This is a genomic window from Leptospira perdikensis (assembly GCF_004769575.1).
Taxonomy (GTDB): domain Bacteria; phylum Spirochaetota; class Leptospiria; order Leptospirales; family Leptospiraceae; genus Leptospira_A; species Leptospira_A perdikensis.
This window is the reverse complement of sequence record NZ_RQGA01000001.1, coordinates 22170-42428: the sequence shown is the minus strand read 5'-3', so window position 1 is coordinate 42428 and position 20259 is coordinate 22170. Positions and strand designations below refer to the sequence as shown.

General features: G+C 34.8%; 21 protein-coding genes. All 21 read left to right on the top strand.

Annotated features, from left to right (window positions below):
- Positions 1-93: 93 nt before the first annotated feature.
- The 21 genes from EHQ49_RS00215 to EHQ49_RS00115 all read left to right on the top strand — a co-directional run bounded on the left by EHQ49_RS00215 (position 94) and on the right by EHQ49_RS00115 (position 20238).
- The gene (locus tag EHQ49_RS00215) at positions 94-969 is read left to right on the top strand and encodes a glycosyltransferase (RefSeq protein ID WP_135575163.1); all 876 of its coding nucleotides are present in this window, start codon (positions 94-96) and stop codon (positions 967-969) included.
- Positions 966-1418, top strand: a complete 453-nt coding sequence (locus EHQ49_RS00210; RefSeq protein ID WP_135575161.1) for a GNAT family N-acetyltransferase — start codon at positions 966-968, stop codon at positions 1416-1418. The genes EHQ49_RS00215 and EHQ49_RS00210 overlap by 4 nt, the downstream gene beginning before the upstream one ends.
- A complete protein-coding gene (gene pseI, locus EHQ49_RS00205; protein ID WP_135575159.1) occupies positions 1411-2457 on the top strand; it encodes a pseudaminic acid synthase in 1047 nt (348 codons plus the stop codon). The genes EHQ49_RS00210 and pseI overlap by 8 nt, the downstream gene beginning before the upstream one ends.
- A gap of 150 nt (positions 2458-2607) precedes the next feature.
- On the top strand, positions 2608-3429 hold the full coding sequence (locus tag EHQ49_RS00200) for a hypothetical protein (RefSeq protein ID WP_167482971.1): 822 nt from the start codon (positions 2608-2610) through the stop codon (positions 3427-3429).
- Positions 3430-3435: 6 nt separating this feature from the next.
- Positions 3436-5046, top strand: a complete 1611-nt coding sequence (locus EHQ49_RS00195; RefSeq protein WP_135575155.1) for a 3'-5' exoribonuclease domain-containing protein — start codon at positions 3436-3438, stop codon at positions 5044-5046.
- 35 nt (positions 5047-5081) lie between these two features.
- Positions 5082-5834 carry an SDR family oxidoreductase gene (locus EHQ49_RS00190; protein WP_167482970.1) on the top strand — a complete coding sequence of 251 codons (753 nt, stop codon included), beginning with the start codon at positions 5082-5084 and terminating at the stop codon, positions 5832-5834.
- Between the two features lie 5 nt (positions 5835-5839).
- On the top strand, positions 5840-6499 hold the full coding sequence (locus EHQ49_RS00185) for a hypothetical protein (protein WP_135575151.1): 660 nt from the start codon (positions 5840-5842) through the stop codon (positions 6497-6499).
- Complete coding sequence (locus EHQ49_RS00180; protein WP_135575149.1) at positions 6489-7205, top strand: acylneuraminate cytidylyltransferase family protein; 717 nt, start codon at positions 6489-6491, stop codon at positions 7203-7205. The genes EHQ49_RS00185 and EHQ49_RS00180 overlap by 11 nt, the downstream gene beginning before the upstream one ends.
- Positions 7202-8332, top strand: a complete 1131-nt coding sequence (locus tag EHQ49_RS00175; protein WP_135575147.1) for an N-acetyl sugar amidotransferase — start codon at positions 7202-7204, stop codon at positions 8330-8332. The genes EHQ49_RS00180 and EHQ49_RS00175 overlap by 4 nt, the downstream gene beginning before the upstream one ends.
- Positions 8329-8955 carry an imidazole glycerol phosphate synthase subunit HisH gene (gene hisH, locus EHQ49_RS00170; RefSeq protein ID WP_135575145.1) on the top strand — a complete coding sequence of 209 codons (627 nt, stop codon included), beginning with the start codon at positions 8329-8331 and terminating at the stop codon, positions 8953-8955. The genes EHQ49_RS00175 and hisH overlap by 4 nt, the downstream gene beginning before the upstream one ends.
- Before the next feature lie 3 nt (positions 8956-8958).
- Entirely contained in the window at positions 8959-9825 is an 867-nt protein-coding gene (gene hisF, locus EHQ49_RS00165) for an imidazole glycerol phosphate synthase subunit HisF (protein WP_135575142.1), read from the top strand.
- Positions 9822-11078, top strand: a complete 1257-nt coding sequence (locus EHQ49_RS00160) for an N-acetyl sugar amidotransferase (protein ID WP_135575140.1) — start codon at positions 9822-9824, stop codon at positions 11076-11078. The genes hisF and EHQ49_RS00160 overlap by 4 nt, the downstream gene beginning before the upstream one ends.
- 1 nt (position 11079) lies before the next feature.
- Positions 11080-12954, top strand: a complete 1875-nt coding sequence (locus tag EHQ49_RS00155) for a hypothetical protein (protein WP_135575138.1) — start codon at positions 11080-11082, stop codon at positions 12952-12954.
- A gap of 155 nt (positions 12955-13109) precedes the next feature.
- A complete protein-coding gene (locus EHQ49_RS00150; RefSeq protein ID WP_135575136.1) occupies positions 13110-13811 on the top strand; it encodes an acylneuraminate cytidylyltransferase family protein in 702 nt (233 codons plus the stop codon).
- Entirely contained in the window at positions 13808-14803 is a 996-nt protein-coding gene (locus EHQ49_RS00145) for an NAD-dependent epimerase/dehydratase family protein (RefSeq protein WP_135575134.1), read from the top strand. The genes EHQ49_RS00150 and EHQ49_RS00145 overlap by 4 nt, the downstream gene beginning before the upstream one ends.
- Positions 14800-15948 (top strand): LegC family aminotransferase, encoded by a 1149-nt coding sequence (locus EHQ49_RS00140; protein WP_135575132.1) that lies wholly within the window; start codon positions 14800-14802, stop codon positions 15946-15948. Before EHQ49_RS00145 ends, EHQ49_RS00140 begins: the two co-directional genes overlap by 4 nt.
- Positions 15936-16514: a NeuD/PglB/VioB family sugar acetyltransferase gene (locus EHQ49_RS00135; protein WP_135575130.1), complete on the top strand. Its 579-nt coding sequence runs from the start codon at positions 15936-15938 to the stop codon at positions 16512-16514. The genes EHQ49_RS00140 and EHQ49_RS00135 overlap by 13 nt, the downstream gene beginning before the upstream one ends.
- Positions 16511-17518 (top strand): N-acetylneuraminate synthase, encoded by a 1008-nt coding sequence (neuB, locus tag EHQ49_RS00130; protein WP_135575128.1) that lies wholly within the window; start codon positions 16511-16513, stop codon positions 17516-17518. Before EHQ49_RS00135 ends, neuB begins: the two co-directional genes overlap by 4 nt.
- Position 17519: 1 nt before the next feature.
- Complete coding sequence (gene neuC, locus EHQ49_RS00125) at positions 17520-18692, top strand: UDP-N-acetylglucosamine 2-epimerase (protein ID WP_135575437.1); 1173 nt, start codon at positions 17520-17522, stop codon at positions 18690-18692.
- The gene (locus EHQ49_RS00120; RefSeq protein ID WP_135575126.1) at positions 18689-19579 is read left to right on the top strand and encodes a methionyl-tRNA formyltransferase; all 891 of its coding nucleotides are present in this window, start codon (positions 18689-18691) and stop codon (positions 19577-19579) included. Before neuC ends, EHQ49_RS00120 begins: the two co-directional genes overlap by 4 nt.
- The gene (locus EHQ49_RS00115; protein WP_135575125.1) at positions 19576-20238 is read left to right on the top strand and encodes a PIG-L deacetylase family protein; all 663 of its coding nucleotides are present in this window, start codon (positions 19576-19578) and stop codon (positions 20236-20238) included. The genes EHQ49_RS00120 and EHQ49_RS00115 overlap by 4 nt, the downstream gene beginning before the upstream one ends.
- Positions 20239-20259 lie beyond the last annotated feature (21 nt).

Below are 20259 nucleotides of genomic sequence, written 5' to 3'. Positions count from 1 at the left end.
CATTAGATTATATTGAATGTTACTATTTTCACTGAAGTTTTAAGTTCCACGGGACTGGGGCACCTTGGCCGGTGTATAGCTTTAGCCGAGATTTTGTCAGAGAAACATGCGGTTACTTTAGTCCTGGATGAAGATGGCTCAATTCCATTAATTCAAACGGAATTGCCAGTCATTGCCTTAAATTGGAAAGAAGAATCCAAATTAGTTACTTATCTGGACTTGCGAAAACCGGATGTAACGATCGTAGATTCTTATTTAGCAGATTCATCCATTTATGAAATTCTAAATAATTCTGCTAATCAGCTCATTTGTATTGATGATAACAAAAGAATGAATTACCCGCAGGGAGCAAGTATCTTGAATCCTGGTTTGGGTGGCATTTTTTTAGATTATGATCAAACGAGAAATCCTGTTTTCACTGGGTCCGAATTCGTTCTGCTTAGGAAACCTTTTCGTGGCGATTTAAAAATTTCAGACTTAGAATCTGAAATAAAGTCCATCTTTATTTCTATGGGTGGAGCGGATTTGTTAAATTTAACTCCCTCAATTATCGGAATCCTTTCCGATGTTTTCCCAAACGCAACCAAAGAAGTGGTTGTTGGTCCTGCATTTCAAAATTTTGAAGAAATTAAAACCAAAGTAGATCAAAACAGCAACTTACATAAGAACCTAGATGCCACTTCAATGAAAGACTTGATGTTAAATGTAGATTTGGCAATTACCGCAGGGGGACAGACTACATACGAACTTGCTAAATGCGGTGTACCTATGATTGTCATACAAACTGCTGATAATCAAAACGAAAATGTAAGGTTCTGGAAAGAAGGTTGTCGTGTGATGAATACGGCTAAACAAATTTTCGATCTACCGAAATTCATTGAAGAATATAAAGATATAAAGAAAAGACATGAAATCAGGAAATTCTACGCAAAATTCGAATTTTCGAAAGGTATTCTTCGTATTATATGAAACTTCGGAATGTGATTCCTCAGGATATTGATTTAGTATTCCAATGGGCAAATGATCCAGATACAAGAAACCAATCCTATTCATCGAATCTGATTCCTTATGAACAACATAGAAGTTGGTTTCATCAGAAAATAGAAGAAAAAATCGATTGGTTTATTGCTGAAATTAATGAGATACCTGTCGGCATCATTCGTTTTGATAAAAACCAGGATCAGTTAAAAGTAAATTATAGTATTGATGAAAGGTGGAGAGGAAAAGGACTAGGGAAAGAAATCATTTCTCTAGCTTTGAATCATATTTCTTTAGAACTAGAAAGGGAAACAACCATCCTGGGATTTGTAAAAAAAAATAATCTAGCCTCTATCAAGTGTTTTGCTAGCAATGGGTTTAGTCAGGATGAGCACGATTTAGAGTCTTATGTTTTTAGAAAGGTTATAAATAATGATTAAAATTGCTAATGCTGTCATATCCAAAAATCATAAACCATTTATCATCGCAGAAATGTCAGGGAATCATAATCATTCCTTGGAGAGGGCTTTGGAAATTGTTGATGCAGCTGCGGAAGCTGGTGCACATGCCCTTAAGTTACAAACTTACACGGCTGATACCATCACCATCGACAAATCTGATGGTGAGTTTTTTATATCGGATGCAAAGAGCCTTTGGAAGGGTGAAACACTTTATAACTTATACAAACAAGCATATACTCCCTGGGAATGGCATAAACCGATTATGGACAGGTGTAAAGAAAAAGGGATAATTTGTTTTAGTAGTCCTTTTGATTTTACTGCAGTAGATTTTTTAGAAGAATTAAATGTTCCTGCTTATAAGATTGCTTCGTTCGAAAATATAGATTTACCACTCATTAGAAAAGTTGCGTTAACAGGAAAACCCGTAATCGTATCCACGGGTATGGCAAACATCCAAGAGATCTCGGAAGCAGTAGAAACAATTCGTTCTACAGGAAATGAACAAGTGATTTTGTTGAAATGTACGAGTACATACCCTGCGTCCCCAGAAAATACAAATATCCTTACCATTCCTCATTTGGGACAAACCTTTGGATGTGAAGTAGGGTTATCGGATCATACAATGGGAATTGGTGTCTCAGTAGCAAGTATAGTCCTTGGTGCAACCGTTATCGAAAAACATTTCACTTTAAATCGTGAAGATGGTGGGGTGGATTCCAGTTTTTCGATGGAGCCTGCAGAGTTGAAAGCACTCGTAATTGAAACGGAGAGAGCATGGCAGGCGTTAGGTAAAATCTCTTACGGCCCAACAGAAAAAGAAAAAGCTTCTCTAGTGTTTAGAAGATCACTGTATGTGGTTGCGGATATGAAAGCCGGGGACGTGATTACTGATAAAAATATAAAAAGTATAAGGCCTGGATTGGGTATGCCACCTAAATTTTATGATAAGGTTTTAGGCAAAAGAGTGAACCAGGATATATCACGCGGAACTGGTTTGCATTGGGATATGATAGGTTAATGAAGAATATATTGGATGCGAGTTTGGGGTAATATGAAGAGAAAGATTGTCGATTTTATAAACAACTATTTCCGAAAAAAGGATACTAAACTTTTTTACGGGGACTTTTTGGCCGGTGCAGGAAATAGATTCGAAATTTTTCTTTTGGATTTGTTAAAAAAGGAATTCTATAAAATCCACCTAAGGTATTCCCAAAGAAAGGCTTTTAGGAAAGTTCCATTAAATGCAAAACTGACTAGTGAACAATATAATAAATATTTAGCTGAATTTAAGGCCAATGGGATCATCGTTATCGATTCTTATTTTGCTCAAGAGGCCGATGAACTTTTGAAAGAATATGATTATTTTTTTAAAGATATTAAGAAAGATGATAAAGACTATAAAAGAATTTTTTCCCTTTCTATTAAGGAAGATTTGTTTAGAAGAGTGCTTGATTCTAATCTCTTGCAATTGTTATGTGAATATAGTGAGTCTCAGCAATATCTTCGTGCATCACCAGGATTAAATATTACCTATCCGGGATTTGCAGACATTACTTCTAAAAATATTGGTGAAACCAAGTATCGAGATGGTGGGTTTGCAAACTTTTATCATTTAGATACCCCAAACCTGAGACAGTATCATATCTTGTTGAAAGATGTAGGTATGGATGACCCGCATATGTTGTATGCCAGAAAGTCTAAACAAAAACATTTTGGATTACACTACCGAATTGCCAGTGAAGAATACGTTGAAACAAATTATGAGCTAACACATTGTGTCGGTCCGAAAGGTACTGTTTATGTTTTTGATGGTGGAAGTGGGCTACATAGAATGTATGCCACTGAAGAGAATTACAGAATGTCTATGGATATAATGTTTACACCTGGCAATTCCATTTTAAAGGAATCTTGCCCCATTGTTAATATTGGTGAAATGAAGTTTGATGGCTTCGATGAGTTGCAAAAAGAATCCCTAAAGTATCTGAAATAAGTTTTTGTGAAGTTGATTTTTCTCGATACAGAATTTACAGGAGAAAGATCCGATACGACTTTAGTGTCTATCGGATTGGTGGCGCTTTCAGGTGAAAGTGTATATTATACTCTAAATGATTTTGATGAGTCTCAAGTTACCGATTGGCTAAAAGAAAATGTCCTATCGATGATCGATAGTTCGAAAAGTTTATCTAGTAAAATAGTCGCAGAAAATGTTCGGGACTGGTTAGACGGCCAAGCTGGTGATGAAAAGATTTCCCTTGTTTCTTTTGGGAAGGCAAATGATATTATTTTATTGTATGATCTCTGGAAAAATTTCAAAGAGGATCCTTCTCAATTTCATTTTCTTTATGATCTTCCTTTTTATTTAAATCACGCTGAACATATTGATTTTTGTACTCTGTTAGTGGCTACAGGGATTCCCATTTCCTCTTTTGATAAAGAGAAATATGCAATGTTGGATAAAGTGGGTAAAAAACATAATGCTTTGTATGATGCAGAATTGTTGCGAAACTGTTTTATCAGGCTAATTTTCGAGAATGATATTTTTGGCCTTTTGAGGAAACGGATCGGTTTGGAGTTATTTGACGGTGTCGTTTTTTCCGAAGAAACCAATTTGAGTTTTGCGGAGACTAGTGTAGAGAACGAATCGCAGTTTACCAATGTTGTAAAAAAATATTTACCGGAAGATGTTTTTTCTGTTAAGAAGGTTTCTAAAAAGAATCAAGAAAGTGCCATCTACATTCTAGAACAAAAAAAACAAAAGTATGTTCTTCGCGCTTTTTCATCGGCTGATTCAAAAACTGTCGAGAACAGGTCCCGGCTGTTAAATCTCTTGCCTGAGGAAGTTATGATCCGGCCAAAGTTACTCTTAGGCCAAAGTAATTATGTTTATAATGCTTCTGATCTTAGTTTTATCACGTACCCATACTTGGACGGACAACCATTTGATGGGAATCCCGAAAAAATAACTACAATTATTAGTTCTGCAATGAATCTATTGGAGTTATTGGGCCAACAAAACTTAGATACCGATTTAAATAGAATCGATTATTCGACTTGGAATAAAGACGTTCTTACTCTTTGGAAAGACAAAAGTTTTTTTATAGATAAAATTTCTGGCGAAGTATCAACTCCGATATTCACTTATATAAAAACATACTATAATGAAATCATTCAAGAGTTGGAAAGTATAATTGAAAATAGGAATATGTTTTCTTCTGATGCTTTGGTTCATGCAGATTTAAACCATTCTAACTTGGTAATTGACGGAGATTACGTTAAATTTCTAGATCTTGAAGATCTTTGTTTTTCGAACCTGGGCATTTCCATATCTCATTGTATCTTTAAAATTTGCCGGCACAGTATTTTTACAAAACAAATGAACTTAAGGGAATTCAAACAACAATTTGTGAGTAAGATTCAACCAATTTTGGAACAACATGAATTCTCTCGAAAGGTTTTGCCGGATTTTAATAGTTATGGTATCGCAAGGATCTATTTCGATTTAATTTTAATAACAGAATATTATTTTCTAAAGAATGATCGAAGATACATGTATGACTTAAATAAGAAATTTTCTAATCTAATTGAATTTAAAAGGATGTTTTGTTAATGGATCTTGGTTTAAAGAATAAAAAGTGTTTTGTTATGTCCTCAAGCAAAGGAATCGGTAAAGGGATTGCAACAGCTTTGGCCGCGGAAGGCGCTAATGTAATCATCTCATCTTCGAATCTAGGAAATTTACAAATTGCTTCCGATGAGATTTTTTCTAAAACAAAAGTAAAACCAACTTTGTTAGAAGCTGATGCTAAAAAATTAGATGAATATTTAAAGAAAGTTTCTGATTTATTCAATTCCTTAGATGGAGTGGATATTTTGGTTACCAATTCACCAGGTCCAGCTCCGATTCATTGCGATCAACTTTCTGAGGCAAACCTTCAGGGTTCGTTGGATGTGAATTTAAAAGCTCAGATTTTAACGTCACAACTAGCTTTGCCATTTATGGTTAAAAAAAAGTGGGGTAGGTTGATACACTTAACTTCTACAACAGCAAAAGAACCGGAAGAGGGTATGATCCTTTCAAATTTAACTAGAGCTGCTGTCGGTGCTTATAGTAAGACGGTATCTAGAGAATACGGAAAGTATGGAATCACTAGTAATTCCATACTTACTGGTGGAGTTTTAACTGATCGTACTTTTGAACTATCTAAGAAGGAAGCCCTCGAGAAAAACGTAGCAGTTGAAGAAATTATTAATCATTCAAATCAACTTTTCCCAACCGGTTATTTTCCTAAACCGGATGAGTTTGGCCAAATCATTGCTTTTTTAACTTCAGCCAACTCTGGTTTCCTGAATGGATTGAGCCTTCCCATTGATGGGGGACTTTTAAGAAGTCACTGATATCTATGGTAGATCATAGAAATAGTTTTTTCCAATTCCGTCCTTTTGATGAAGAAATTGAATATAAATTTCATTCAGCAAGTTTTGATACACATGAATATTATGGGTCACTAAAGGCTGAATTACTGAAGTTTGGGTTAACAAAACTTGATTTATTAGATGAGTTGATTGGTTCCATAGATGCAAAATTAACTAATGAACCTTATCAGAATTATATGAATCACCCACTTCGTGTAACAATGTCCTATGTTGCATTGTTATCAAAACCAACGATTGAAGAAGTTTTGTTTGGGTTAAGCCACAATGTAATTGAATTACAAATTCAAGATGGTTTAGAAATTAGTTCTGAGAATTTAAAAAAAATTCAAACAATTTCCATTGATAGAAAACGAGAAAAAGACAAAGTTTATCGAAAAGAATTTTATGATCAAATTGAGTTTTATTCGCCAGACCTGTTGTTATTTAAGGCGCTAGATAAATTAGACAACACTTTGAGTTGGGTTTTTCTGGATCTTGACCAGTATCATATAGACGTAGTTCTTGAAGAAGTATGTCCGAGATTAAGTAAATATAATGAAAAGGTTTCAAGTTATCTGGAAAATCTTGTTTATTATACGATTGATGAGAAAAATAAGAAAAAGTTTAGATTGAAGTATGATAAATAATAAATCAATTGTTTGTATCATCACAGCCAGAGGTGGTTCGAAGGAAGTTCCTGGTAAAAATATAAAATTAATACAAGGAAAACCTTTGATTGCTTGGACAGTGGAAGCTGCTAAAAGATCGAAGTACATTGATCGAGTGATTGTAACTACGGATTCCGAAGAAATTATAAAAGTTTCGAAAGAGTTTGGAGCTGATGCACCATTTAAACGGCCTGATAGTATTTCAGGAGATAAAGCCAAACAGGAAGATGCAATTTTTCATACAATGGAATATTTGGAAAAACAAGAAGGTATTAAATATGACTATATTGTTATCCTCACTCCTACCCACCCATTACGTGATGAAATCGAACTAGACCTAGTTATAGAGAGTTTAGCGGCTAATCCTAATGCTAAAGCATATGTAACAATGATTGAAGCAAAAACAAGTCCTCTCCATTGTAATATGATTCCAGCGGATAATTCTTTAGCAAATTTTCTTTCCGAGGATGTGAAGTTAAAAAACCGACAAGAATTACCTACTTATTTCCAACCAAGCGGATCAACTTCGGTGATTGAGTGGGACTGTTTTGTGAAAAATGGATCCATATTTACTGACGATTCATATGCTTATGTTACAGATTCTATCTCTGGTCACGATATCAATTCAGTAATCGATTTCAAAGTTGCTGAAGTTTTAATGAAAGAAAAATATCACTCTATATGAAATTTTGTAAATCTTGCCTTCAACCTGATACAAGACCCAATACGGTATTTCATTCTGATGGAATCTGTCCGGCATGTAAATACCATGAATCGCTGAAATATGTGGATTGGGAAGAAAGGCAAAAAGAGCTAACGGCAATTGTCGAATTTGGCAAAGCTAACAATCGTTCTGGATATGATTGTATTATTGGTGTAAGTGGTGGGAAAGATAGTTTAAGACAGGCTCTTTTTGTGAAAGAAAGACTTAAGATGAAACCACTTTTGGTTTGTTTGAGTTATCCACCAGAACAAGTAACAGAACGTGGAGTAGACAATCTTTCTAATATGATCAATCAAGGTTTTGATTGTATTACAGTGAATCCAGCACCGGCCATTTGGAAATCATTGAAAAAAAAAGGTTTTTTACAATACACAAATAGTTTCCGGTCCACTGAACTTGCATTGTTTAGTAGTGTTCCCAAACTAGCGATTGCTTACCAGATCCCACTGATATGGTGGGGGGAAAATTCTGCATTACAAGTAGGTGAGTCAAGTGTAATGGGGAAAACTGGTAGTGATGGAAATAATCTTCGTAAAATGAACACATTGAACGGTGGTGATATTACTTGGTTACTTAGCGACGAAGTTAAAAAAAATCAAGTATTACAATACTGTTATCCATCCCCTGAAGAAATGGATCAGGCAAATTTACGAATTACATTCCTTGGTTATTTTTGGAAAGATTGGTCTCTTGTCAACAATGGAGTATTTTCGATCTTACGTGGGCTTGAGATTCGCAATGAAAAACCATGGGAGATCGGAGATCCACTTGGGATTACTTCTCTTGATGAGGATTTCGTCACTTTCAATCAAATGATCAAATACTTGAAATACGGGTTCGGCAGAATTACTGATTATGTAAATGAAGATTTACGTAATGGTTTGATCACGAGAGAGGAAGGTATAGATCTCGTAAAAAAATTCGACGGAACATGTTCTCCTAAATATATTGAAAAATTTTCCAATTACATCGGTATTACAGTCGAAGAGTTTTGGTTGCAAGTTGATCAATCGGTAAATACGGAACTGTTTGAAAAGAAAAAATTAGGGGAGTATATCCCTAAATTTGAAGTGGGTATAGGACTTTGAGTAATAAACTAAATATATGCATTGTGGACTATGGAGTGGGTAACACACATTCTATAATGAATGCGTTATCTTATTTAGGATATTCAAAAGTTAAGATATCTTCTTCTGAGTCTGAAATTAAATCCTCACAAGCATATATCCTTCCAGGTGTAGGAGCTTTTGATAACGCTGCTAAAAATTTACGAGATAGAAATTTAGATCGTATTCTTGGCGAAGAAGTATTGGTGAAAAAGAAACCGATACTTGGGATTTGTTTAGGGATGCAACTATTGGCTTCGGTTTCTGAAGAAAATGGCAATCATGAAGGTTTGAATTGGATACCTGGAACTGTTAAAAAAATAGTAACACAAAATCATTTACCAGTTCCTCATGTTGGCTGGAATGATGTTACAGTCGATCATTCGGAACCCATTTTTAAAAGAAATTCGAACCATGTAAATTTTTATTTTGATCATAGTTATCATTTTGAATGTGAATCAAAGTTTATATCTTCCTGGTGTGATTACGGAATTAGAGTCACAGCATCGGTGCAAAAGGAAAATATTTTTGGTGTTCAGTTCCATCCCGAAAAAAGCCATATTAGCGGATTAAAACTGTTTAGAAGTTTTTTTAGTTCAATATAAACTATGTTAAAGAAAAGAATCGTAGCCGTAGTCATTTTAAAAGACGGACTAGTCGTCCAAAGTATAGGTTTCGAAAAATACCTACCGATCGGTAAGCCGGAGATTGCTTTGGAGTATTTAACTTCCTGGGGTATTGACGAAATCATAATTTTGGATATTTCAGCAACCAAGAATCAACTCCCACCAAATTATGAGATGATTCGGAAAGCATCTAAAAAATGTTATGTGCCGTTAACTGTTGGCGGTGGTATTACAAATATTGATGAAGTGACTCAGTTAATGCATGTTGGAGCAGATAAGGTTTCGTTGAACCAAGCCTGCCTAAAAGATCTAACGTTAATTTCGAAAACGGCGCATATATTTGGAAACCAATCTGTTGTTGTTTCGGTTGATGCAATTCTTACGGATGATGGTTACCGGGTTTACGATTACGTTGAAAGAAAAACTACTAAACTTTTACCAAGTGAGTTTGCTAAAACTCTCAGCGAAGAGGGAGCAGGTGAAATTTTTATCAATTCTGTCGATCGAGATGGAAAGTATTCAGGATTTGATACAAAATTGATTCAATCAATTTGTGAAAATGTTGCTATCCCTGTAATTTGTTGTGGGGGAGCAAAAAATGCAAATGACTTTGTTCAAATCTTTTCGGAATCAAAGGTCTCTGCGGCTGCCGCAGCCAATTTTTTCCATTTTACCGAACATAGCGTAAACATCACTAAATCTATTGTCTCTAAAGTTACTGATATCCGTGTTGAGACACATGCGGATTACAAAGAGTCGAATTTTGATCAGGACCTAAGACTTTTAAAGAAAGAAGACAAAATCTTAGAAGAGATGCTCTATTTGAGAATAGAGAAAGAAGTTATATGAAATATTGTAAACGCTGTTTATACTCGGAACTACATCCATTGAACATCACATTTGATGGGGAAGGTGTCTGTAGTGGTTGTCGAGTTCATGAAGAAAAAGACATTCTGGATTGGCAGTTCCGATTAGATAAACTAAAGAAGATATTGGAATCTTATAGAAATACTTCAGGGAATAATTATGACTGCATCATTCCAGTCAGTGGGGCAAGGGACTCGTATTACATTGTTCATACTGTAAAAAATGTTTTAGGTATGAACCCTCTACTGGTTACATATAATAAACAATACAATACCGATCTCGGGATTAGAAATTTAGCAAATTTACGGATTCGATTTAATTGCGATATCATGACTTTGACCGTAAATCCTGAAACGGTAAAAAAAGTTACGCGGGCTACATTAAGGAAACTAGGTAGCCTTTATTGGCATTGTCTTGCTGGCCAAACAGTATATCCTGTACAAGTTGCCGTGAAATTCAAAATCCCTCTAATCATTTGGGGTGCACACCAGGGAATTGATCAAGTGGGTATGTTCTCTCATCTAAACGAGGTAGAGATGACTCGTAAATATAGAAAAGAACATGATTTGATGGGTATTGAAGCAGAAGACTTAATCGATGAATTCGATGATATTAGCGAAGATGACGTTGTGCAATATCGTTACCCAGATGATAAAGAATTGGAACGAGTAGGAGTAAGAGGAATATATTTAAATAACTATATTCGATGGGATAGTAAAGCTCAACATGAATCAATGATTCGTGATTTCGATTATGAAACCTCTCTTCAAACTAGAACATTCGATACTTATAACGATGTTGATTGTTTTAATTATTCAGACGTTCATGATTATATTAAATTTATAAAACATGGATACGGAAAGGTCACGGATCATGTTTGTCGGGAAATTCGTTTAAAGAGGATGACTCGGGAAGAAGGAATTGAACTAGTAAAAAAGTTTAGTGAAGAGAAACCCAAAAATCTAAAACTCTTTTTAGATTGGATCGGAATGACAGAAAATGGATTCCATTTTATATTAGATCAACATCGAAACAAAAAAATTTGGTATAGAAACCAGAATTGGGATTGGGCACCCCGAGAAAATGTTTTTTTTAGCGATAAAGACAACGAAGGTGTTGATCAGGTTAGGTTAAAGAATCACGAATCGAAGTGTGAGTTTGTTTTGACAAAGAATAAACGACCCGAATATCAGGATCAAAAATACATTCTAATAGGTAAGGGATATTATAAATAGAATGTTTCGAATTCCGGTCGTGCTTATTTTTGGTGAATTATCAGAGATAAGTGACAAGTTTGCTATACTTACAAGTTTTATTTTCAGAGAAGTCTATTATCTTAAATTAATCGGTGCTAAAACAAACGACAGGGTGGTGGTTCTTCAAAGAAAAAACATCAAACCACTTCCCATAGCAGACTTACCTTCTATATCTTCTTTCGCAGATGCTGATAGCGACCCAAAAGAGTATACATGGCAGTGGGTCCATAAACATCTAAAAGGTGTAAATTTCGATTCCTTGAGATCATTGTTTCCAAATGTTCGTGATCTGAATCAAAAAATTCGTTTGTATCTTTTAGATAATTTTTCTCTGAAACAATCACTCATAGCGAGTAAGTTAACTTTTTGGTCAGAGAACAATAATAATAAAAAAATCATTTATCTAAGTTTTAGAATGGATGATATTGCGGTTCCATTGGTGCCAAAGAACTGCGTGCGAATCATTCTTCCTATTTCATTTTTTGGCGTATTGGTTCGTGGAGTGTTTAACGTCATCAATCGTTTTAAACAAATTTTTTCTCTTAAGGCTAAAAAATTAGAAAGTCTACCCAGGGTAACAGCCGATTTATCACCGAAATTCGATTGGGCTGGTTTCAAGTTGGGTTACGTGACCCATGCCGGATTATCTTACGGCAGTTTATTTGAAAAAAAATTGTATCACAGTGAGAAAGATCCGATTTTTAAAATTGAGAATGTTGTTCATTATGATTATTCTGGAATTCCATCTCCTGGGCCACACATTCCTTGGTGGCAATTTAGATCGGCTAAGTCGTTAAAAGTAACTCGGATTCTACTTGTTTTCATTCAATTAACACTTAGTAATTGGCGGTTATTGCTGAGCCCAAGCCGTTTGGTTTGTTTTTTGTTGATTGTTATTTTAAAATTAAAATTTGACGCTTATTTATTGGACTTAAAGTCGTTTCCGAATCTGAAACTTGCTTTAATTGATTATGAAATACTCTGCCCGAAGGCCTTGTTATTTGCATTTGAATCGAAGGGAGTAAAAACTTTAGCCGTTCAGGAAAGATTTGTTTATGCAAATTATAAATCAATCGCAGTGATACTGGATTATTATTTAGTTGCGTCAGCTGAAGTTGTAAATCTTTTAAAAAAGTCAAAGAATTATCTAGTTAACCATATAATTCCTGTCGGCCAATACCGGACAGATGCACTCTATTCCAATTATAAAAATGAGCTAAAACTTCAAGAGAGGATGAGGAAAAATGGTTATAAGTTTAGTATTCTTTTTCTTGGATATCATACACACGATTCTTGGGAAGATGAACAGGTTGATCCGCTTTTGAATTGGAAAGCTCATTTGGCTTTTCTTGAAGACATCCTTCGGTTAAGTAAAGAACTGAATGATTCTATTTTGATTTTAAGATATAAAAACTTGGATTGGCTAAAACTTCATTTTTTTTCCGAAGTAGTATCGAAGATTAATTCTATAAAGAATATTGAGATATCTTCGGAGTATTCGATTCCGTTTTTTAGTTATTCACTTGCAAAAAACGTTGATCTAGTGATTGCAAAACATACGTCGCTCGGTGATGAAGTTTTGTCATTCGGTAAACCCGTATTGTTTTACGATTTTACACATAATTCAAAAACCATTATCGCAGATACTTACGGTTATCATGGTAGTGAAATTCTTTGCAAAAATTATGAAGAGCTTTTGACTCGTTCTAAAAGAATACTAAAAAAAGAACGAACAATCCTCTCTGAAATCAAAACGATTTCGAACCAACTTTACGGAAACTACGCTGATGGAAATGTAAAGTCGCGAGTGCATTCGGTGATTAAGGATATTCTCTCTACGGAATCATTCACGTAATCGTATACAAAACACTCATGTTTTTTAGGTAATCAAGGATACAAACTCTGTTAGGCATAATAGTTGAAAATAGATTCCTTGAAGTAAGTATTTCTCGAACTATCAGGTCAAAAAGAAAACCGGGAAATTATTTTTGATCGTATGAGTATTAAAATATGAAAATCTTAGCCTTTATTCCTGCAAGGGGTGGATCAAAAGGAATTATCGGTAAAAACCTGCATCCTGTTGCAGGAAAGCCTTTATTGTACTATACGATTGATATCGCCAAACAGTTGGGTGATCTTGTTTTGCCTTTTCTATCCACTGATGACAAAAAAATTAAAGAATATGCTAACTCTTTGGGATTAACAGATGAATATCTGAGACCAGAGATTTTGGCAACGGACACATCATCAACTTTAGACGCAGTTTTACATGGTGTCGATTGGTATGAAAGGGAGAATAAAACAGCTATAGATGCTGTATTACTACTCCAGCCAACTTCACCGATACGAAAATTGGAAGAATTAAAAGAGGCGATTCTTTTTTTTGAAAAAGAAAAACTTTCTAGTCTCGTAAGTGTTACTGTGATGAGAGAACATCCATTTGAATGTATTGAATCTGATACATCAGGATGGTCATTTTTGGCGAAGCCTAAGCAGGAAGTAAGTGGTAGGCAAAGTTATACTGGTAAGTATTACTTTTTGGATGGCTCCTTTTACATCGCTAGTTTGAGTTTTTTAAAGGAAAAACGGGCTTTTGTAAGAGAAGGTGAAACGTTTTTATTTGAGTCCAAATTAAAATATTCTATCGATATCGATGAAATTGAAGATTTGGAAATCGCAGAATCAATATTAAAAAAGAAGGAAGATAAATGAAGAATGTACTTTTGATCGGTGGGGCAGGTTACGTAGGATCGGTGATTACCGACTTTCTACTAAGGAATAATTATAAAGTTACCTGTTTAGATTATTTTCTATATGACAATCAAAGAACAGTAATGCCTTATATTCTGAATGAAAACTATAAGTTTATATATGGCGATTTTTGTAAGCAAGATCAACTAAACTCAGCTCTAAATGGTATTACAGATGTTGTGATACTCGCGGGTCTTGTTGGAGATCCCATTACAAAAAAATATCCAGATGAATCAAGGCTTATTAACGATGAAGGAATGTTGAATTTGTTTAAGTCGTTAAATGGAAAAGGTTTGGATAAAGTTGTTTTTGTTTCTACGTGTTCCAATTATGGGCTCATTAAAAATGATGAGTTAGCTGATGAGAATTTTGAACTTTCACCATTGTCTCTTTATGCAAAAGCAAAAGTGGCAGCCGAAAAAAGTTTACTCTCTAACGACAATCAATTTGATTTTTCACCTGTTGTATTGAGGTTTGCTACTGCCTTTGGTTTGTCGCCAAGAATGAGATTTGATTTAACCGTAAGCGAATTTACGAAAGATCTAGTTTTGGGAAAAGAATTGTTGGTCTATGACGCACACACTTGGCGACCTTATTGTCACGTAAAAGATTTCGCTAGATTGATTGAAATAGTATTTAATGCGCCAAAAAACGTAGTCAATAAACAGGTTTTTAATGCCGGCGGAGAGATTAATAATTTTACCAAACAAGGAATTCTTGATACAATTTTGAAATACTTGCCTAATTCCAAAATTAATTTTAAAGAACACGGAACCGATCCAAGAAATTATAAAGTTAACTTTTCGAAAGTAAAATCAGTATTAGGTTTTGAGCCTAAGTATTCTGTGGAAGATGGTGTTGTTGAATTAATCGAGGCATTTAAATTGAATCTCTTTAACAATTTAGAGAAAGATAATGATTTTCACGGAAATTATAATTTAACTTACAAATGATTAACGATTTTATTGAGCTGGTAAGAAAACATTATGATTCGCCGAGCGAGTTTATTCCGCTCCATGCACCTGTCTTTAAAGGTAACGAATTAAAATACGTTACCGAGACCATCCAATCTACTTTTGTGTCCTCGGTCGGAGCTTTTGTTGATCAGTTTGAAAAGGTAATGGTGGATTTAACTGGCGCTAAATATGCAGTTGCCACCGTTAATGGAACTGCTGCTCTGCACATTGCCCTTCACTCCATTGGTGTTACATTTGGAGATGAGGTAATCACCCAGGCCCTTAGTTTTGTGGCGACGGCCAATGCCATTCGTTACACTGGAGCAGATCCGGTATTTGTAGACGTTGACTTAGACTCAATGGGTCTTTCACCGTCAGCATTACTCAATTTTTTGGAATCTTCCTGCGAAGTCCGAGACGGAATTGTATACAATAAAGTTTCTGGGAAAAAAATTAAGGCAATTGTTCCTATGCATACTTTTGGAAATCCGTCTAGGATCGAGGAAATCGTTGCTATTGCAAACCAGTTCCAATTACCCGTAATCGAAGATTCTGCTGAGTCTCTAGGTAGCTATGTTAAAAAAAGGCATACCGGAACCTTTGGAAAGTTAGGTGTTTTTAGTTTCAACGGAAATAAAACGGTTACTTGTGGCGGTGGCGGTGCCGTTGTGACGGACGATATCGAATTAGGAAAAAGGATTAAACATATAACGACTACTGCGAAGGTGCCACATCCGTGGGAGTATTCGCATGATGAATTGGGTTTTAATTACCGAATGCCCAATCTCAATGCAGCGTTAGCATGTGCACAACTAGAGCAATTGGATTCCTTTCTTTCTGAAAAAAGAGAATTGTCGAACAAATACATTGGTTTTTTTAAGAATTCACATATAAAGTTTCAAGAAGAGATTTCGGAAACAAAATCAAATTATTGGCTTAATACTATTTGTTTAAAAGATAAAACAGAACGTGATGAGTTTTTGAAGCAAACTAATGATATGAAAGTAATGACAAGACCTGCTTGGAACTTATTAAACACTTCGCCAATGTTTGAACACTGTATTTCGGACTCATTATCTCATTCTAAGTATTTAGCAGATCGTCTTGTAAATATTCCCAGCGGAGTTAAATGGAAGAATTAATTCTAATTGGTGGTGGTGGACATTGTAAATCTGTTATCGATGTCATCCGTGAGCAAGGAAGATATAATATAATTGGAATTGTCGATCCCATGATTGCTGTTGGTGAATTTGTTTTAGATGTAAAGGTTTTAGGGAATGATTCTCTGTTGCCGGACTTAGCTAGTCGGTTTAAAAACTTTCATATCACTGTTGGCCAAATTGGATCTAGTCCTATTCGAAATAAAATTGCCAATCAAATGATTTCACTTGGAGCAAAATTTCCAAATATCATTTCACCTAAAGCACATATTTCAAGATACGCAAACCTTGGAGTAGGATCTGTGATCATGCATAATGTTACAATTAATGCAGATGCAACGATTGGTGATTTTACAATTCTGAATAATCATTCTTTAATTGAACATGATGTAAAAATAGGAAATTTCTGTCATATATCGACTGGTGCTATTGTGAACGGAAATGTTACCATAGAAAATGACGTATTTATTGGAAGTGGATCTGTTGTTGTTCAGGGGGCAAAAATCCCAAGTCATTATTTTTTAAAGGCAAATCAAATATATAAATGAATACTAAAACTACCATTATTGCTGAAGCCGGTGTGAATCACAACGGAGTTATTGAGAAAGCATTCCAATTGATTGATGTTGCATCGGAAGCAGGTGCAGATTATGTGAAATTTCAGACATTCAATTCTGAAAAGTTGAGTAGTAAAATTGCTAAGAAAGCTGCATACCAAAAAGTAACAACGGATTCAGAAGAATCGCAACTTGATATGTTGAAAAAACTTGAGTTATCAAAAGAGGCTCATTACAAATTAATAGACTATGCTAAACAAAAGAAAATAAAATTTCTTTCTACCGCATTTGATTTGGAAAGTTTGGATTTTTTAAAAACTTTAGACCTGGATTTATTTAAGATCCCTTCTGGTGAAATCACGAATTACCCTTACTTAAAAATGATTTCGACTTTTAAGAAAGAAATTATACTTTCTACAGGAATGGCAAATTTAAGTGATATCGAACAAGCTCTTGATGTATTGACTTCCAATGGTTTAGTCAGATCCGATATTACCGTACTTCATTGTAATACTGAATATCCTACTCCTTTTGAGGATGTTAACTTAAGAGCTATGCTCTCCATTAGGGATGCTTTTGGAACAAAAATTGGTTATTCTGACCATACTTCTGGGATTGAGATATCCATCGCTGCAGTTGCTTTAGGTGCAACGGTTATTGAAAAACATTTTACTTTAGATAAAAATTTACCAGGCCCTGATCATAAGGCAAGTCTTGATCCCGGTGAATTAACTCGTTTGATAGAATCAATTCGAAACGTAGAACTTTCTCTTGGTGATGGAATTAAAAGACCATCTAAGTCAGAAGTAAAAAATATACCAATTGTAAGAAAATCGATCATTGCTTTAAGAGATATTCGAGCAGGTGAAATTTTTTCTGAAGAAAATTGCACGGTCAAAAGGCCTGCTGAAGGAATCAGTCCAATGAGATGGAATGACGTTATGGGAAGAACTGCAAACAAAGCTTTTAAAATGGATGATATCATCGAAATTTAATATGACAAAAATCTGCGTTATTACTGGAACTCGTGCAGAATATGGACTTCTTAAGGGACTAATGAAGTTACTGCAAAGTTCTTCTTCTTTTAATTTACAAGTCATTGCAACTGGAATGCATCTTTCTCCTGAGTTTGGACTTACATATAAAGAAATTGAGAAAGATGGTTTTAATATTGATCGAAAAATTGAAATTTTATTAAGTTCTGATTCACCCACTTCAATTTCGAAGTCGATGGGTTTGGCAATGATATCCATTTCTGAAGCGCTCGAACAATTAAAACCAGATTTATTGATTTTGTTAGGCGATCGTTTTGAAATCTTTGCCTGTGCCTCTTGCGCTATGATTGCAAGAATTCCCATCGCACATTTACACGGTGGAGAACGAACTGAAGGTTTGATTGATGAAGCAATTAGACATTCAGTCACCAAAATGTCATTACTTCACTTTGTTGCTACAGAAGAATATCGAAAGAGAGTGGTTCAGCTTGGTGAAGATGAGGAACGGGTGTTTAATTGTGGTGGTCTCGGGGTAGATTTAATAAAAAACATTAATTTGATGAAAAAGGATGAACTAGAGAAGTCATTAAATTTTCAATTTAAAAACAAAAACCTTTTGGTTACATTTCATCCGGTGACCTTGGAGAATAATACTTCCGAATTTCAGTTCAAAGAAATATGCAAAGTCCTTTCTAATTACGTTAGTAAAGGTAATGGAGTTATTTTTACAAAGGCTAATTCAGATACCGATGGCCGTATCATTAATAAAATCATTGATGAATTTGTCTCAAATAACGGGAATTGTGTAGCATTTGAATCATTAGGAGCTTTGAGGTATCTTTCTGTTTTACAATACATTGATGGAGTGTTGGGAAATTCATCTAGTGGTTTGTTAGAGGTTCCGAGTTTTCAAAAAGGAACGATTAATGTAGGGGAACGTCAAAAAGGGAGGGTAATGGCTGAAAGTGTGATTCAGTGTGAAAGCGATGAAATTTCCATTAGTAAGGCTGTTGAAACTCTCTATAGTGTTGAATTTCAAAACAAGTTAAAACAGGTAACTAGCCCTTATGGCAATGGTGGGGCTTCGGCAGAAATATTTAAAATTCTTCAAGGTATTGATTTTCAGAAAATTTCCGTAAAAAAACCATTTAGAGATCTACTATTATTTATATGAGAATACTGTTTATTGGATGTGTAGTTTATTCAAAAGTTATACTTGAACATTTGCTAAATGAGAACTACGAAATAGTTGGTGTGTTAACTAAGGATGATACTGGGTTTAATGCTGACTATTTCGATATATCCTCTATCGCCCTGAAAAACAATATCCCATTTCTAAAAACAAAGAATGTAAACGAAGAACATATCTTAAGTTGGGTAAAATCTTTAAATGCAGATGTTACCTACTGTTTTGGTTGGAACAGTTTAATTGGTTCTGATTTTATTAGTTTGATCCCTCGTGGAGTGATTGGATACCATCCAGCAAGTCTTCCGCAAAATAGGGGTAGGCATCCGATCATTTGGGCTTTGGTTTTGGGATTAAAAGAAACAGCATCTACTTTTTTTATGATTGGGGAAGGTGCTGACGATGGTGATATTGTTTCTCAGAACAAAATTCCTATATTAGAGGAAGATAGTTCAGCAACGCTCTACGATAAATTAATTGAATCGTCCAAATCACAAGTCATCATGTTTACCAATCAGTTAATTGATAACTCTTTGGTTCCAATCAAACAAGATCATTCGGCTTCCAACGTTTGGAGAAAACGCTCCAAGGTCGATGGAAAAATTGATTTTCGTATGTCTTCAAGAAGCATTTACAATCTAGTTCGTGCTTTGACGAAACCTTATCCAGGGGCTACTGTTGTTTCGGATGGTAACGAATTTGTCGTATGGAAAGTTTCTATAGCTGAAACAAGTTTAGTGAATCTAGAACCTGGTAAGGTTTTGGCCGCTAATGAAAATAAGTATTTAGTTAAATGTGGTCTATCAACGGATGCAGTTTTAATTGAAGAACATGATTTTTCTAATAATATTTCTGTAGGCAGTTATTTTATATGAGTAAAAAAGTTTTGGTTTTTACTCCACACCCTGATGATGAAACATTAGGCGCTGGAGGATTTCTTTTAAAAAAGAAACAAGAGGGTTACCAGATTATTTGGTTAATACTGACCAATATGAAAAAGGAGTTCGGTTGGACACCAGAGCAGGTCGATAAGCGAAATCAAGAAATTGACGAAGTATCAAAATTATATCCCTTCGATAAAGTTTATAATCTAGAATTGGAACCGACAGGTCTTGATAAATATTCTTTATCGGAACTTTTAACTCCTATCAATAAAATTATCAAAACTGAAGAGCCGGAAATAATTTTGTTACCGTCCGATAATGATCCACATTCCGATCATAAAATAGCCTATCAAGTAGGTATCTCTGTATCAAAAAAATTTAGAAATCCTTTTATTAAACAAATATTGGAAATGGAAATATTATCTGAAACTAATTTCGGAGTTTTTGATTCAATCCAGCCTAATCTATTCGTAGATATTTCAGATTTTTTTGAAAAGAAAGTTGAGATCTTATCTAAGTTTAATGGTGAAATAGGAGAACATCCTTTTCCAAGAAGTTTGGAATCAATACGAGCACTTGCTATATTGAGAGGCTCACAATCAAATTGTAAATATGCAGAAGCATTTCGTGTTATTAAATCATATGAATGATTGAGCGGTAAACAGACAGAC

Excerpts from the sequence above, each read along its gene's own strand:
- EHQ49_RS00210 (WP_135575161.1), top strand. The coding sequence starts at position 966 with ATGAAACTTCGGAATGTGATTCCTCAGGATATTGATTTAGTATTCCAA.
- pseI (WP_135575159.1), top strand. The coding sequence starts at position 1,411 with ATGATTAAAATTGCTAATGCTGTCATATCCAAAAATCATAAACCATTT.
- EHQ49_RS00190 (WP_167482970.1), top strand. The coding sequence starts at position 5,082 with ATGTCCTCAAGCAAAGGAATCGGTAAAGGGATTGCAACAGCTTTGGCC.
- EHQ49_RS00185 (WP_135575151.1), top strand. The coding sequence starts at position 5,840 with ATGGTAGATCATAGAAATAGTTTTTTCCAATTCCGTCCTTTTGATGAA.
- EHQ49_RS00180 (WP_135575149.1), top strand. The coding sequence starts at position 6,489 with ATGATAAATAATAAATCAATTGTTTGTATCATCACAGCCAGAGGTGGT.
- EHQ49_RS00175 (WP_135575147.1), top strand. The coding sequence starts at position 7,202 with ATGAAATTTTGTAAATCTTGCCTTCAACCTGATACAAGACCCAATACG.
- hisF (WP_135575142.1), top strand. The coding sequence starts at position 8,959 with ATGTTAAAGAAAAGAATCGTAGCCGTAGTCATTTTAAAAGACGGACTA.
- EHQ49_RS00160 (WP_135575140.1), top strand. The coding sequence starts at position 9,822 with ATGAAATATTGTAAACGCTGTTTATACTCGGAACTACATCCATTGAAC.
- EHQ49_RS00155 (WP_135575138.1), top strand. The coding sequence starts at position 11,080 with ATGTTTCGAATTCCGGTCGTGCTTATTTTTGGTGAATTATCAGAGATA.
- EHQ49_RS00150 (WP_135575136.1), top strand. The coding sequence starts at position 13,110 with ATGAAAATCTTAGCCTTTATTCCTGCAAGGGGTGGATCAAAAGGAATT.
- EHQ49_RS00145 (WP_135575134.1), top strand. The coding sequence starts at position 13,808 with ATGAAGAATGTACTTTTGATCGGTGGGGCAGGTTACGTAGGATCGGTG.
- EHQ49_RS00140 (WP_135575132.1), top strand. The coding sequence starts at position 14,800 with ATGATTAACGATTTTATTGAGCTGGTAAGAAAACATTATGATTCGCCG.
- EHQ49_RS00135 (WP_135575130.1), top strand. The coding sequence starts at position 15,936 with ATGGAAGAATTAATTCTAATTGGTGGTGGTGGACATTGTAAATCTGTT.
- neuB (WP_135575128.1), top strand. The coding sequence starts at position 16,511 with ATGAATACTAAAACTACCATTATTGCTGAAGCCGGTGTGAATCACAAC.
- neuC (WP_135575437.1), top strand. The coding sequence starts at position 17,520 with ATGACAAAAATCTGCGTTATTACTGGAACTCGTGCAGAATATGGACTT.
- EHQ49_RS00120 (WP_135575126.1), top strand. The coding sequence starts at position 18,689 with ATGAGAATACTGTTTATTGGATGTGTAGTTTATTCAAAAGTTATACTT.
- EHQ49_RS00115 (WP_135575125.1), top strand. The coding sequence starts at position 19,576 with ATGAGTAAAAAAGTTTTGGTTTTTACTCCACACCCTGATGATGAAACA.